Genomic DNA, 14,819 nt, shown 5'->3' on the forward strand with positions numbered 1-14,819 from the left:
ACGAACTTCCCATCATCCGATAGCCTCTGCCGACATGCCGCCCGCCTGGTGCATCCAAGGGGCGCCCCCACCACGTACATGACCGGCGCGGAGCGTCGGCATTCCCAGGGAGTGAGTTCGGTTGTCGACCGCCATCCTCACCGGTCAGCCGGTCCCCGGATCGTCGATCGAGGGTGATCTGCGGTCGCTCGGCTTCGAGGTGCGGACCGCATCGGACGCCGCCGACGCGGAGACGCTTCTCGCCGAGGTCCCCGGTGACCAGCGGGTCGCCGTCGTCGACACCCGCTTCGTCGGCCATCTGCACGCCCTGCGTCTCGGCCTCACCGACCCGCGCTTCCCGCTCGCCGCGATCCCGGGCGCCGTGACCGCCCAGCCCGGCGCCCGTCAGGCGCTGACCCGGGCGATGGCCCGCGAGAACTCCGCCGGCGGCGCACTGCTGGTGGACAGCTTCGCCGACCGCATCGCCGCCGCCCTCGGCGCCGATGTGCACCGCCCGGACCTCGGCAGCCTCGTGGCCGCCGTCCCCGCCGACCCGCAGGCCCGCAACGAGGCACGGCAGGCGGTCGCCGCCATCGACGACGAGGCCGTACGCCTGAAGTCGGCCGTGAAGGCCCGCGACGGCTTCTTCACGACCTTCTGCATCAGCCCGTACTCGCGCCATCTGGCCCGCTGGTGCGCCCGCCGCGGCCTCACCCCGAACCAGGTCACCACCGCCTCCCTGCTCACCGCGCTCATCGCGGCGGGCTGCGCGGCCACCGGCACCCGGGGCGGATTCATAGCCGCCGGACTGCTGCTCCTCTTCTCCTTCGTCCTGGACTGCACCGACGGACAGCTCGCCCGCTACTCCCTGCAGTACTCCACACTCGGCGCCTGGCTCGACGCCACCTTCGACCGGGCCAAGGAGTACGCCTACTACGCGGGCCTCGCGCTCGGAGCGGCCCGCGGCGGCGACGACGTATGGGCCCTGGCGCTGGGCGCGATGATCCTTCAGACCTGCCGGCACGTCGTCGACTTCTCCTTCAACGAGGCGAACCACGACGCCACCGCCAACACCAGCCCCACCGCGGCCCTTTCGGGCAAGCTGGACAGCGTCGGCTGGACGGTCTGGGTGCGCCGGATGATCGTCCTGCCGATCGGCGAGCGCTGGGCGATGATCGCCGTCCTGACGGCGGCCACCACCCCCCGCATCACCTTCTACGCGCTCCTCATCGGCTGCGCCTTCGCGGCGACGTACACCACGGCGGGCCGCGTGCTGCGATCGCTGACGCGCAAGGCGCAGCGCACGGACCGAGCGGCGCAGGCGCTCGCGGACCTCGCGGACTGCGGTCCGCTCACCGAACTGGTCCTTCGCGCGGGGCGTGGCACTTATCCCCGTGGTGGTTATTACGCCGCTTTTGCCGGCGGTCTCCTGGTGGTGATCTCCGCCGCACTTTGGGGCGCCGGATGGCAGACCGTTCTGTGTGCCCTCGCCTATGTCGTCCTGTCCGCCGCCGCCGTCCAGAACCCGCTCAAAGGCGCTCTGGACTGGCTGGTTCCGCCTTTCTTCCGCGCCGCTGAATACGGGACCGTCCTCATCCTGGCAGCTGAATCAGAGGTGAACGGGGCGCTTCCCGCGGCTTTCTGCCTGGTGGCCGCTGTCGCCTACCATCACTACGACACGGTCTATCGCATCCGCGGCAACGCGGGCGCCCCGCCGACGTGGCTGGTGCGGGCGGTCGGGGGGCACGAGGGCCGGACGCTGGTGGTCGTCGTGCTGGCCGCGCTGCTCACCGGCGCGCAGTTCGAGGTCGCGCTCACGGTCCTGGCCGGGGCCGTCGCCCTGGTGGTGCTCGTCGAGAGCACCCGCTTCTGGGTGTCCGCCGGGGCACCCGCCGTACACGACGAAGGAGAACCCGCATGATCGGCCTCGTGCTGGCGGCAGGCGCCGGACGGCGTCTGCGCCCCTACACCGACACCTTGCCGAAGGCACTGGTGCCGGTGGGGCCCGCGGGCATCGAGGGCGAACCGACCGTGCTGGACCTCACCCTCGCCAACTTCGCCGAGATCGGCCTCACCGAGGCCGCGGTCATCGTCGGCTACCGCAAGGAGGCCGTGTACGAGCGCAAGGCGGCCCTCGAAGCGAAGTACGGCCTCACGCTCACGCTCATCGACAACGACAAGGCCGAGGAGTGGAACAACGCCTACTCCCTGTGGTGCGGCCGTGATGCCCTCAAGGACGGCGTGATCCTTGCCAACGGCGACACCGTCCACCCGGTCTCCGTCGAGAAGACGCTGCTCGCCGCCCGCGGTGACGGCAAGAAGATCATCCTGGCCCTCGACAGCGTGAAGTCCCTCGCGGACGAGGAGATGAAGGTCGTCGTGGACCCCGAGAAGGGCGTCCAGAAGATCACCAAGCTGATGCACCCCGCCGAGGCCACCGGCGAGTACATCGGCGTCACGCTCATCGAAGGCGACGCCGCCCCCGAGCTGGCCGACGCGCTGAAGACCGTGTGGGAGACCGACCCGCAGCAGTTCTACGAACACGGCTACCAGGAGCTGGTGAACCGCGGCTTCCGTATCGACGTGGCGCCGATCGGCGAGGTCGACTGGGTCGAGATCGACAACCACGACGATCTCGCCCGGGGACGGGAGATCGCGTGCCGCTACTGACCAGGCTCATCCCCTCACCGGTCGTCGTCGACATCCGCCCGGGTGCCCTCGACGACCTGGGCGACGTGCTCGCCGACGAGCGCATCTCGCACTCCGGCAAGCTCGCCGTCGCGGTCAGCGGCGGCTCCGGCGCCAAGCTGCGTGAGCGCATCGCCCCCTCGCTGCCGGGCGCCACCTGGTACGAGGTGGGCGGCGGCACCCTCGACGACGCGATCCGGCTGGCCGCCGAGATGAAGGCCGGCCACTACGACGCGGTCGTCGGGCTCGGCGGCGGCAAGATCATCGACTGTGCCAAGTTCGCCGCGGCGCGGGTCGGCCTGCCGCTGGTCGCCGTACCGACGAACCTCGCGCACGACGGCCTGTGCTCGCCGGTCGCGACCCTCGACAACGACGCGGGCCGCGGCTCGTACGGCGTGCCCAACCCGATCGCCGTCGTCATCGACCTGGACGTGATCCGCGAGGCCCCGGCCCGGTTCGTGCGCGCCGGTATCGGCGACGCGGTCTCCAACATCTCGGCGATCGCGGACTGGGAACTGGCGGTCCGCGTCAAGGGCGAGAAGATCGACGGCCTCGCCGCGGCCATGGCCCGCCAGGCCGGCGAGGCCGTGCTCAGGCACCCCGGCGGCATCGGGGACAACGACTTCCTCCAGGTGCTCGCCGAGGCGCTGGTGCTCAGCGGTATCGCCATGTCGGTGTCGGGCGACTCCCGCCCGTCGTCCGGGGCGTGCCACGAGATCAACCACGCCTTCGACCTGCTTTACCCGCGTCGCGCCGCCGCCCACGGCGAGCAGTGCGGCCTTGGCGCCGCCTTCGCGATGTGGTTGCGCGGAGCCCACGAGGAGTCGGTCCACATGGCCGAGGTGCTGCGCCGGCACGGACTGCCGGTGCTGCCGGAGGAGATCGGCTTCACGACCGAGGAGTTCATCAAGGTCGTGGAGTTCGCCCCTCGGACCCGGCCCGGCCGCTACACGATCCTCGAACACCTCGACCTCACCACCGACCAGATCAAGGACACCTACGCCGACTATGTCAAGGCCATCGGTAGCTGAACTCCGCCCGGTCGTGCACCCCGCCGGGGTCAAGGACCGGCGCAGCGGTGAGCACTGGGCGGGACGCCTCTACATGCGCGAGGTGTCCCTGCGGATCACGCGTTCCCTGGTGAACACCAAGGTCACGCCCAACCAGCTCACGTACCTGATGACCCTCTGCGGCGTGCTCGCGGCCCCCGCCCTGCTGGTGCCGGGGATCTCGGGCGCCTTGCTCGGCGTGCTGATGGTCCAGCTCTATCTGCTGCTCGACTGCGTCGACGGCGAAGTGGCGCGCTGGAAGCAGCAGTTCTCGCTCGGCGGGGTCTACCTGGACCGGGTCGGTGCCTATCTGTGCGATGCCGCGGTGCTCGTCGGCTTCGGCCTGCGCGCCGCCGACCTGTGGGGCTCCGGGCGCATCGACTGGCTGTGGGCGTTCCTCGGCACCCTGGCCGCCCTCGGCGCGATCCTGATCAAGGCCGAGACCGACCTCGTCGGCGTCGCCCGCCACCAGGGCGGACTGCCGCCCGTCAAGGAGGCCGCGTCCGAGCCGCGTTCCTCCGGCATGGCGCTGGCCCGCAGGGCCGCCGCGGCGCTGAAGTTCCACCGGCTGGTGCTCGGTATCGAGGCGTCCCTGTTGATCCTGGTCCTGGCCGTTCTGGACGCGATGCGTGGCGACCTGTTCTTCTCCCGGCTCGGTGTCGCGGTGCTGGCCGGCATCGCGCTTGTGCAGACCCTGCTGCACCTGGTCTCCATCCTCGTGTCGAGCAGGCTCCGGTGAGCCCCGGGATGAAGGTCGGGGCGGTCATCATCACCATGGGCAACCGCCCCGAGGAGCTCAGGGCCCTGCTCGACTCGGTCGCCAAGCAGGACGGTGACCCGGTCGAGGCCGTCGTCGTGGGCAACGGCTCACCCGTCCCCGACGTCCCCGACGGCGTCCGCACGATCGAACTGCCCGAGAACCTCGGCATCCCCGGCGGCCGCAACGTCGGCATCGAGGCCTTCGGGCCGAGCGGCCGGGATGTCGACATATTGCTCTTCCTCGACGACGACGGCCTGCTCGCCCAGCACGACACCGCCGAGCTGTGCCGCCAGGCCTTCGCGGCCGACCCGAAGCTCGGCATCGTCAGCTTCCGCATCGCCGACCCGGACACCGGCGAGACCCAGCGCCGCCACGTGCCCCGGCTGCGCGCCTCCGACCCGCTGCGCTCCTCCCGGGTCACCACGTTCCTCGGCGGCGCCAACGCCGTACGCACCCAGGTCCTCGCCGAAGTCGGCGCGCTCCCGGACGAATTCTTCTACGCACACGAGGAAACCGACCTCGCATGGCGGGCCCTCGACGCGGGCTGGATGATCGACTACCGGTCCGACATGGTGCTGTACCACCCCACGACCGCGCCCTCGCGGCACGCGGTCTATCACCGCATGGTCGCCCGCAACCGCGTATGGCTCGCCCGCCGCAACCTCCCCGCGCCCCTGGTCCCCGTCTACCTCGGCGTCTGGATGCTGCTCACCCTGCTGCGCCGCCCCTCGCGGCCCGCGCTCAGGGCGTGGTTCGGCGGATTCCGGGAAGGCTGGACGACCGAGTGCGGGCCCCGCAGGCCCATGAAGTGGCGTACGGTGTGGCGGCTGACTCGACTGGGCCGACCCCCCGTCATCTGACAAGCTCGGTCCTGAGAGCACCCGGCCGTCACCCACGGCCGCCGGCTCATGCCCTGCCCGCACAGGCTGCGCATCTCGAAGACGAAAGTTTCTTTTGGTGAGTGAGACAACGCACGACGGTGGAGTCGCGGTGAGCGCGGCTCCGTCGCCCGACGAGCGACTGACCGCGGCCCAGCTCGCCGCGAAGTACGGACTGTCCGTGAGCGGCGCCCGCCCCTCACTCGTGGAATACGTCCGCCAGCTCTGGGACCGGCGTCACTTCATCCTCGCCTTCTCCCGGGCGAAGCTGACCGCCCAGTACAGCCAGGCGAAGCTCGGCCAGCTCTGGCAGGTGGTCACCCCGCTGCTGAACGCGGCCGTGTACTTCTTCATCTTCGGCGTCATCCTCGAGGCCGACCGGGGCATGTCCCGCGAGGTGTACATCCCGTTCCTGGTCACCGGCGTCTTCGTGTTCAGCTTCACACAGAGCTCGGTGCTGGCCGGCGTCCGCGCGATCTCCGGCAACCTCGGCCTGGTCCGCGCCCTGCACTTCCCGCGCGCCTCGCTGCCGGTGTCCTTCGCGCTCCAGCAGCTTCAGCAGCTGCTCTACTCGATGATCGTGCTGTTCGCGATCACCATGGTCTTCGGCAGCTTCCCGGACCTGTCCTGGCCCCTGATCGTCCCGGTGCTCGCCCTGCAGTTCCTCTTCAACACCGGCCTCGCCCTGATCGTGGCCCGGGCCGGCTCCAAGACCCCGGACCTCGCGCAGCTGATGCCGTTCGTGATGCGTACATGGATGTACGCGTCCGGCGTGATGTACTCCATCCCGATCATGCTGGCCGACAAGCCCCAGTGGATCGCCAATGTCCTGCAGTGGAACCCGGCCGCCATCTACCTGGACCTGATGCGCTTCGCGCTCATCGACGGCTATGGCTCCGAGAACCTCCCGGACCATGTGTGGGCGGTCGCGCTCGGCTGGTCCGTGCTGCTCGCCGTCGGCGGCTTCGTCTACTTCTGGAAGGCGGAGGAGAGGTACGGCCGTGGCTGAGCACCCGAGGGACGAACGGATCCCCACCGTCATCGCCGACGACCTGCACATCGTCTACCGCGTCAACGGTGCCAAGACCGGCAAGGGCAGCGCCACGGCAGCGCTCAGCCGCATGCTCAAGCGCGGCGAGGAACGCGGAGTGCGCAAGGTGCACGCCGTGCGAGGCGTGTCCTTCGTCGCCTACCGCGGCGAGGCCATCGGTCTGATCGGCTCCAACGGTTCCGGCAAGTCGACGCTGCTGCGCGCCATCGCCGGCCTGCTTCCCGCCGAGAGCGGCAAGGTCTACACCGACGGCCAGCCCTCCCTGCTCGGGGTGAACGCGGCCCTGATGAACGACCTCACCGGCGAACGGAACGTCATATTGGGCGGGCTCGCCATGGGCATGTCCCGCGAGGAGATCAAGGAGCGCTACGAGGAGATCGTCGACTTCTCCGGCATCAATGAGAAGGGCGACTTCATCACCCTGCCCATGCGCACCTACTCCTCCGGCATGGCGGCCCGGCTGCGCTTCTCCATCGCCGCCGCCAAGGACCACGACGTCCTGATGATCGACGAGGCGCTGGCCACCGGCGACCGCAAATTCCAGAAGCGCTCCGAGGAACGCATCCGCGAACTGCGCAAGAGCGCGGGCACCGTGTTCCTGGTCAGTCACAACAACAAGTCGATCCGCGACACCTGCAACCGCGTCCTGTGGCTGGAACGCGGCGAGCTGCGCATGGACGGACCTACCGAAGAGGTCATCAAGGAGTACGAGAAGTTCACGGGCAAGTAGTCCACCCGGACCCGGGCGAAAAGCCCACCACGCTTCCCAGGGCCTCGCAGGAACCCTTCCGGCGGGGCCCCGCGTCTGCAAAGGAGACGTCAACTTCGGTCGGCCCAAGGAATCTTGATGCCAATCGGTGTGTTCTTGTGATGCGCAGGACACCCCGACGGACCCTGTTGCGTTGTACAACGTAAGCTGTACCGGTCCCGATAAGCGGCAAGTGGGGCGATAGTGCGCGACACTCCACGCCAGGGCAGCCGCGCCGACGACCGGGTGGCGTGTCCGAAATAGTGTGTATTGGGTCGACGGTGTAGAACGGGAGATGTGACGGCAATGGCTACGGAAACTCCCCAGGTCGACGCAGCATGTGCCGTCCCCGCCCCGGGCAGCGAACGGTGACGGGAACCGGCGCCGCGCCGACCGGTGATCCGGAGCGCGGCACGCTCGACAAGGCCGCGGACGAGAACTTCCCCGTGGCCCCGTTCTTCCTGCCCAGGGCCTGGCGCGCCGACCTCGTGGCCGTGTACGGCTTCGCCCGCCTCGTCGACGACATCGGCGACGGCGATCTCGCCCCCGGGGGTGTCGACGCCCGGCTGCTCGGCGTGTCCCCCGCGCAGGCCGAGGACCGGCTGCTGATGCTGGACGCCTTCGAGGCCGACCTTCACCGCGTGTTCGATTCGACGCCGCGTCACCCGCTGCTGCAGCGCCTCCAGCCGACCGTCCGGCGCCGCGCGCTGAGCCCGGACCCCTTTCTCGGCCTGATCGCCGCCAACCGCCAGGATCAGCTCGTCTCCCGCTACGAGACCTACGACGACCTCGTTGCGTACTGCGAACTGTCCGCCAACCCCGTCGGCCGTCTCGTCCTCGCCGTCACCGGCACCGAGACCCCCGAGCGGGTCAGGCGCTCCGACGCGATCTGCACGGCCCTGCAGATCGTCGAGCACCTCCAGGACGTTGCCGAGGATTTCGGCCGCGACCGTATCTATCTGCCCGCCGCCGACATGAAACGCTTTCATGTCCAGGAGGCGGATCTCGCCGCGAAAACCGCGGGCGCATCGGTGCGCGCCCTGGTTGCATACGAGGCGCAACGCGCCCGCGATCTCCTGAATGAAGGCGCCCCCCTGGTGGGTAGCGTCCACGGCAGGTTGAAGCTGCTGCTCGCAGGGTTCGTGGCGGGGGAAGGGCGGCAATCCATGCGATTGCCGCCGCCGAATACGACGTACTTCCCGGCCCGCCCGAACCCGGCAAGATCCAGTTGCTGCGTGAGGTGGGCCTGACTCTGCGAGGAGAGGGGTGATCCGGACCGTGGACTCTCCCACACACGTGTCCGCACCGGTACTCGCCGCCTACAGCTACTGCGAGGCCGTCACCGGACAGCAGGCCCGTAACTTCGCCTACGGCATCAGGCTGCTGCCCACGCACAAGCGGCGCGCGATGTCGGCGCTGTACTCGTTCTCGCGTCGTGTCGACGACATCGGCGACGGCGCGCTGGCACCCGACGTCAAGGTCGCCAGACTCGAGGACACCCGGGCGCTGCTGACCCGGATCCGCCAGGACGCGGTCGACGAGGACGACACCGACCCGGTCGCGGTCGCCCTGACCCATGCCGCCGAGCAGTTCCCGATCCCACTGGGCGGCCTGGACGAGCTCATCGACGGCGTGCTCATGGACGTACGCGGCGAGACCTATGAGACCTGGGACGACCTGAAGGTGTACTGCCGCTGTGTGGCGGGTGCCATCGGGCGGCTCTCGCTCGGGGTGTTCGGTACGGAGCGGGGGGCGCGTGGCGCCGAGCGCGCGCCGGAGTATGCCGACACGCTCGGGCTAGCGCTTCAGCTCACCAACATCCTGCGGGACGTCCGCGAGGACGCCGAGGGCGGGCGCACCTATCTACCCGCCGACGACCTGGCCAAGTTCGGCTGCTCGGCCGGGTTCAGCGGGGCGAAACCGCCGGAGGGCGCCGACTTCGCGGGTCTCGTGCACTTCGAAGTGCGTCGGGCCCGCGCCCTTTTCGCCGAGGGCTACCGGCTGCTCCCCATGCTCGACCGGCGCAGTGGCGCCTGTGTCGCCGCCATGGCCGGCATCTACCGCCGCCTCCTCGATCGCATCGAGCGCGATCCGGAGGCGGTGCTGCGTGGCCGGGTCTCGCTGCCCGGGCGAGAGAAGGCGTACGTCGCCGTGCGCGGCCTGTCCGGCCTGGACGCGCGGCATGTGACCCGGCGGACCGTCAGGAGGCGCGCCTGATGGACAAAACGGTCCAAGGTGATTTCAGCGGCGAAAAGTGGCGGGCAACCCTCCGGTGCCGCGCGGCGTCCCTCACTGCGACGGCCTGCCATGCACCGTTCAAGCATCGCGGTGGCCGAGCAGGGGGGAGTGCACGATGACCGACGGCTCGCGGACCGAGGAGCCGCTCGCGGACATGCCGGGGTCACGCTCCGGGCGGGACGCCGTCGTGGTCGGCGGCGGGCTCGCCGGGATCACCGCCGCGCTCGCGCTCGCCGACGCCGGAGTGCGCGTCACCCTGCTCGAAGGCCGGCCGCGCCTGGGCGGGCTCGCCTTCTCCTTCCAGCGCGGCGAGTTGACGGTCGACAACGGACAGCATGTGTATCTGCGCTGCTGCACCGCCTACCGCTGGTTCCTCGACCGCATCGAGGGAGCGGCGCTGGCGCCGTTGCAGGATCGTCTCGACGTGCCCGTACTCGATGTCGCCAGGCCCGAGGGACGGCGGCTCGGCAGGCTGCGGCGCGACGCGCTGCCGGTGCCCCTGCATCTGGGGCGCAGCCTGGCCACGTATCCGCATCTCTCACTCGCCGACCGCGCCAAGGTCGGGCGGGCCGCGCTCGCGCTCAAGGGGCTGGACCTCGCCGATCCGACCCTGGACACGCAGGACTTCGGCAGCTGGCTGACCGCGCACGGTCAGTCGGCGCGTGCCGTCGAGGCCCTGTGGGACCTGGTCGGGGTCGCCACCCTCAACGCGGTCGCGGGCGACGCCTCGCTGGGGCTCGCCGCGATGGTGTTCAAGACCGGTCTGCTGTCCGACCCGGGCGCGGCCGACATCGGCTGGGCGCGCGTCCCGCTGGGGGAACTGCATGACCGGCTGGCCCGCAAGGCGCTCGACTCCGCGGGCGTGCGTACCGAGGTCCGTACACGAGTCACCTCCATCTCTACTGACGACAACGGGAGCCTGAGCGTTCAGGTTCCCGGCGAGACACTTCGGGCGGACGCCGTCGTCCTCGCCGTACCCCACCGCGAAGCGCACGATCTGCTGCCCGCCGGAGCCCTCGACGCGCCGGAACGGCTGCTGGAGATCGGCACCGCGCCGATCCTCAACGTCCATGTCGTGTACGACCGGAAGGTGCTCCACAAGCCCTTCTTCGCGGCCCTCGGCACGCCGGTGCAGTGGGTCTTCGACCGGACCGATGCCTCCGGGCTGAAGCAGGGCCAGTACCTGGCGCTGTCGCAGTCGGCGGCGCAGGACGAGATCGACGCACCGGTCGCCGAACTGCGCGAGCGCTATCTGCCCGAGCTGGAACGGCTGTTGCCCGGCACCCGCGGTGCCGGGGTGACGGACTTCTTCGTGACCAGGGAGCGCACCGCCACGTTCGCTCCCACCCCCGGCGTCGGACGACTGCGGCCCGGCGCCCGTACCAAGGCCTCCGGCCTCTATCTGGCCGGAGCGTGGACCGCCACGGGGTGGCCCGCGACCATGGAGAGTGCGGTTCGCAGTGGTGTGAGTGCGGCGGACGCCGTGCTGAGCTCCCTGGGCCGGCCCCGCCCCCGTTATCTCTTCGAAGTCGAGGAGGCGGCCTGATGCTCCATCAGCGCGCGGCAGGTCCCCGCACCCCCGGTACCGCAACAAGAGGAGAGACTGTGCCCACTGTGCCCCCGGCCTCGACGGCCGCTCGAAGGACCGCGGTGGACGTGACCGCGCTCCTGGAGCGCGGCCGGTCCCTGGCCACACCGGTACTGCGGGCGGCGATCGACCGCCTGGCCCCTCCCATGGACACCGTTTCCGCCTACCACTTCGGCTGGATCGACGCCCAGGGCAATCCCGCCGACGGTGATGGCGGCAAGGCCGTACGCCCCGCCCTCGCGGTGCTCTCCGCCGAGGTCACCGGCGCGGCGCCCGAGGCCGGCATCCCCGGAGCGGTCGCCGTCGAACTGGTCCACAACTTCTCCCTGCTGCACGACGACCTGATGGACGGCGACGAACAGCGCCGGCACCGCGACACCGTCTGGAAGGTGCACGGCCCCGCCCAGGCGATCCTGGTCGGCGACGCCCTGTTCGCCCTGGCCAACGAGGTCCTGCTGGAGCTCGGGACCGTCGAGGCCGGCCGCGCCACCCGCCGGCTGACCTCCGCGACCCGCGCCCTCATCGACGGCCAGGCGCAGGACATCTCCTACGAGCACCGCGACCGTGTCAGCGTCGAGGAGTGCCTGGAGATGGAGGGCAACAAGACCGGCGCCCTGCTCGCCTGCGCCAGCTCCATCGGCGCCGTGCTCGGCGGCGCGGACGACCGCACCGCCGACACCCTGGAGAAGTACGGCTACCACCTGGGCCTCGCCTTCCAGGCCGTCGACGACCTCCTCGGCATCTGGGGCGACCCGGTCTCCACCGGCAAGCAGACCTGGAGCGATCTGCGCCAGCGCAAGAAGTCCCTGCCGGTCGTGGCGGCGCTCGCGGGAGGCGGCGCCGCCTCCGAGCGGCTCGGCGAGATCCTCGCCGCCGACGCCAAGAGCAGTGACTTCGCGAACTTCTCCGAGGAGGAGTTCGCGGCCCGTGCCGCCCTCATCGAGGAGGCGGGCGGGCGCGAGTGGACCGCCGAAGAGGCGCGCCGCCAGCACACCATCGCCATCGAAGCCCTCGACGCCATCGAGATGCCCGACCGGGTGCGGGCACAGTTCGCGGCGCTCGCCGACTTCGTCGTCGTACGGAAGAGATGATCATTATCGGTCGAACAGCCCTCGCGTAGTCGCCGGCCGGTGCTACGGACGCACGAGCACCGGTCGACGGCGGACCCACAGCAGCACGACTCGTACGACTGCACGAAGGGGAAGCCATGACAGCGACGACCGACGGAAGCACCGGGGCACTGCCGCCCCGAGCAGCCTCGGCCAGCGAAACACAGATCGACATCCCCCCGGCGGCCGGGGTGCACGAGGCCGCCGTACACGCCATCGGGTGTGCCACCGAGTTCCTGCTCTCCCGGCAGGACACCCAGGGCTGGTGGAAGGGCGACCTCGAGACGAACGTCACGATGGACGCCGAGGACCTGCTGCTGCGCCAGTTCCTGGGCATCCGCGACGAGGCCACCACGCGCGCCGCCGCCCTGTTCATCCGCGGCGAGCAGCGCGAGGACGGCGCCTGGGCCACCTTCTACGGCGGACCCGGCGAACTCTCCACCACCATCGAGGCGTACGTCGCCCTGCGGCTGGCCGGCGACGCGCCGGACGCGCCGCACATGGCGAAGGCCTCGGCCTGGATCCGCGAGCGGGGCGGCATCGCGGCCTCCCGGGTCTTCACCCGGATCTGGCTGGCACTGTTCGGCTGGTGGAAGTGGGAGGACCTGCCCGAACTCCCGCCGGAACTCATCTACTTCCCGAAGTGGTTCCCGCTCAACATCTACGACTTCGGCTGCTGGGCGCGGCAGACCATCGTCCCGCTGACGATCGTCTCCGCGAAGCGTCCGGTGCGGCCCGCGCCCTTCTCCCTCGACGAACTGCACACGGATCCGCGCAACCCGAACCCGGTCAAGCCGCTGTCTCCCGCGGCGAGTTGGGACGGCGTCTTCGAACGGCTCGACAAGGCGCTGCACCAGTACCGCAGGTTCGCTCCGCGCGGCCTGCGCAGGGCGGCGATGAACTCCGCCGCCCGCTGGATCATCGAGCGGCAGGAGAACGACGGCTGCTGGGGCGGCATCCAGCCGCCCGCCGTGTACTCGGTCATCGCCCTGTACCTGCTCGGCTACGACCTCGAACACCCTGTGATGCGCGAGGGGCTCGCGTCGCTGGACCGTTTCGCCGTCTGGCGCGAGGACGGGGCGCGGATGATCGAGGCCTGCCAGTCCCCGGTGTGGGACACCTGTCTCGCGGCCATCGCACTCGCCGACGCGGGGGTCCCCGCCGACCATCCGCAGCTGGTGAAGGCCGCCGACTGGATGCTCGGCGAGCAGATCGTGCGGCCCGGCGACTGGTCGGTGCGCAAGCCCCAACTGCCGCCCGGCGGCTGGGCGTTCGAGTTCCACAACGACAACTATCCCGACATCGACGACACCGCCGAGGTCGTCCTCGCGCTGCGCCGGATCCGGCACCACGACCCGGAGCGGGTGGAGAAGGCGATCGGGCGCGGGGTGCGCTGGAACCTCGGGATGCAGTCGAAGAACGGCGCCTGGGGGGCCTTCGACGTCGACAACACCAGCATGTTCCCCAACAAGCTGCCGTTCTGCGACTTCGGCGAGGTCATCGACCCGCCGTCCGCGGACGTCACCGCACACGTGGTGGAGATGCTGGCGGTCGAGGGCTACGCCCATGACCCGCGTACCCGGCGCGGCATCGAGTGGCTGCTCGCCGAACAGGAGCCGGACGGCTCGTGGTTCGGGCGCTGGGGCGTCAACTACATCTACGGCACGGGGTCCGTGGTGCCCGCGCTGACCGCCGCCGGACTGCCCGGCTCGCATCCGGCGATCCGCCGGGCCGTCGCCTGGCTGGAGTCCGTCCAGAACGACGACGGCGGCTGGGGCGAGGACCTGCGCTCGTACCACGACGTGAAGAAGTGGAGCGGCAAGGGCGCCTCCACCGCCTCGCAGACGGCATGGGCGCTGCTGGCCCTGCTCGCGGCCGGCGAGCAGGACTCCAAGGCCGTCGAGCGCGGCATCGAGTGGCTCGCGAGCGCACAGCGCGAGGACGGCTCCTGGGACGAGCCGTACTTCACGGGGACCGGCTTCCCGTGGGACTTCTCGATCAACTACCACCTCTACCGGCAGGTCTTCCCGCTCACCGCGCTCGGCCGGTACGTCCACGGAGAACCGTTCTCCAAGGCCGAGGCGGGCTGATGAGCGCCCAGCCCGCCCCCGCCCCGCTGCTGATCGCCTGCGCGCTCGGCATCGAGCACCTTGCCCTGCGCCTGAGCGATCGCAGTGGCGCGGGCGGGCCGGTCACCGTCCTGCGTACGGGGATGGGGCCCAAGGCGGCGGAGCGATCCGCCGCCCGGGTGCTGGCCGACCCGGCGTTCGGCGAGGCCGCCGTGCTCGCGACCGGTTTCTGTGCGGGGCTCGCCCCGGGCATGCACCCCGGCGACCTGGTCGTCGCCGAGGAGACCCGGGGCCCGGACGGAACCGTTCCGTGCGTCGGGACCGACCTACTGGTCAAGGAACTCGTGCGCGCCGCACCCGGCCGCACCGTCCACACCGGGCCGCTCACCGGCTCCGACCATGTCGTACGCGGTCAGGAACGGTCCGATCTCCTCGCGACCGGCGCGATCGCGGTCGACATGGAGTCCGCGGCCACGCTCCTGAGCGCCGTGCGCACGGGCCCGCGCCCGGTTGCGGCCGTCCGGGTGGTCGTGGACGCTCCAGAACATGAACTCGTCCGGATCGGCACATTGCGCGGAGGAATATCGGCCTTCCGCGTATTGCGCTCCGTTCTTCCTGCTTTCTACGAATGGCACCGTTCTTTGCTGCTCCCCAGGAGGTGA

General features: G+C 70.4%; 14 protein-coding genes. All 14 read left to right on the forward strand.

What is annotated here, in order from left to right; all coding sequences use genetic code 11:
- The first annotated feature begins 121 nt into the window (after window positions 1-121).
- The 14 genes from QQY66_RS43405 to QQY66_RS43470 all read left to right on the forward strand — a co-directional run bounded on the left by QQY66_RS43405 (window position 122) and on the right by QQY66_RS43470 (window position 14,819).
- Window positions 122-1,900: a DUF5941 domain-containing protein gene (locus tag QQY66_RS43405; RefSeq protein ID WP_301985944.1), complete on the forward strand. Its 1,779-nt coding sequence runs from the start codon at window positions 122-124 to the stop codon at window positions 1,898-1,900.
- A complete protein-coding gene (locus QQY66_RS43410) occupies window positions 1,897-2,649 on the forward strand; it encodes a phosphocholine cytidylyltransferase family protein (RefSeq protein WP_301985945.1) in 753 nt (250 codons plus the stop codon). Before QQY66_RS43405 ends, QQY66_RS43410 begins: the two co-directional genes overlap by 4 nt.
- A complete protein-coding gene (locus tag QQY66_RS43415) occupies window positions 2,637-3,698 on the forward strand; it encodes an iron-containing alcohol dehydrogenase family protein (protein WP_301985946.1) in 1,062 nt (353 codons plus the stop codon). The genes QQY66_RS43410 and QQY66_RS43415 overlap by 13 nt, the downstream gene beginning before the upstream one ends.
- On the forward strand, window positions 3,676-4,455 hold the full coding sequence (locus tag QQY66_RS43420; protein ID WP_301985947.1) for a CDP-alcohol phosphatidyltransferase family protein: 780 nt from the start codon (window positions 3,676-3,678) through the stop codon (window positions 4,453-4,455). Before QQY66_RS43415 ends, QQY66_RS43420 begins: the two co-directional genes overlap by 23 nt.
- Window positions 4,452-5,336 (forward strand): glycosyltransferase family 2 protein, encoded by an 885-nt coding sequence (locus tag QQY66_RS43425; protein ID WP_301985948.1) that lies wholly within the window; start codon window positions 4,452-4,454, stop codon window positions 5,334-5,336. Before QQY66_RS43420 ends, QQY66_RS43425 begins: the two co-directional genes overlap by 4 nt.
- Window positions 5,337-5,433: 97 nt before the next feature.
- On the forward strand, window positions 5,434-6,363 hold the full coding sequence (locus QQY66_RS43430) for an ABC transporter permease (RefSeq protein WP_301985949.1): 930 nt from the start codon (window positions 5,434-5,436) through the stop codon (window positions 6,361-6,363).
- Window positions 6,356-7,135 (forward strand): ABC transporter ATP-binding protein, encoded by a 780-nt coding sequence (locus QQY66_RS43435; RefSeq protein WP_301985950.1) that lies wholly within the window; start codon window positions 6,356-6,358, stop codon window positions 7,133-7,135. The genes QQY66_RS43430 and QQY66_RS43435 overlap by 8 nt, the downstream gene beginning before the upstream one ends.
- 386 nt (window positions 7,136-7,521) lie before the next feature.
- The gene (hpnC, locus tag QQY66_RS43440; RefSeq protein WP_301985951.1) at window positions 7,522-8,403 is read left to right on the forward strand and encodes a squalene synthase HpnC; all 882 of its coding nucleotides are present in this window, start codon (window positions 7,522-7,524) and stop codon (window positions 8,401-8,403) included.
- A gap of 16 nt (window positions 8,404-8,419) precedes the next feature.
- Complete coding sequence (gene hpnD, locus QQY66_RS43445) at window positions 8,420-9,370, forward strand: presqualene diphosphate synthase HpnD (protein ID WP_301985952.1); 951 nt, start codon at window positions 8,420-8,422, stop codon at window positions 9,368-9,370.
- Complete coding sequence (locus QQY66_RS43450) at window positions 9,370-9,510, forward strand: DUF6380 family protein (protein ID WP_301985953.1); 141 nt, start codon at window positions 9,370-9,372, stop codon at window positions 9,508-9,510. The genes hpnD and QQY66_RS43450 overlap by 1 nt, the downstream gene beginning before the upstream one ends.
- Window positions 9,507-10,937, forward strand: a complete 1,431-nt coding sequence (hpnE, locus tag QQY66_RS43455) for a hydroxysqualene dehydroxylase HpnE (RefSeq protein ID WP_301985954.1) — start codon at window positions 9,507-9,509, stop codon at window positions 10,935-10,937. Before QQY66_RS43450 ends, hpnE begins: the two co-directional genes overlap by 4 nt.
- Window positions 10,938-11,005: 68 nt before the next feature.
- Window positions 11,006-12,070: a polyprenyl synthetase family protein gene (locus tag QQY66_RS43460; protein ID WP_301987693.1), complete on the forward strand. Its 1,065-nt coding sequence runs from the start codon at window positions 11,006-11,008 to the stop codon at window positions 12,068-12,070.
- Between the two features lie 116 nt (window positions 12,071-12,186).
- Window positions 12,187-14,178: a squalene--hopene cyclase gene (shc, locus tag QQY66_RS43465; RefSeq protein WP_301985956.1), complete on the forward strand. Its 1,992-nt coding sequence runs from the start codon at window positions 12,187-12,189 to the stop codon at window positions 14,176-14,178.
- Window positions 14,178-14,819 carry a 1-hydroxy-2-methyl-2-butenyl 4-diphosphate reductase gene (locus QQY66_RS43470; RefSeq protein WP_301985957.1) on the forward strand — a complete coding sequence of 214 codons (642 nt, stop codon included), beginning with the start codon at window positions 14,178-14,180 and terminating at the stop codon, window positions 14,817-14,819. Before shc ends, QQY66_RS43470 begins: the two co-directional genes overlap by 1 nt.

Origin of the sequence: Streptomyces sp. DG2A-72, assembly GCF_030499575.1 — a bacterium.
In the GTDB taxonomy this organism is placed as follows: domain Bacteria; phylum Actinomycetota; class Actinomycetes; order Streptomycetales; family Streptomycetaceae; genus Streptomyces.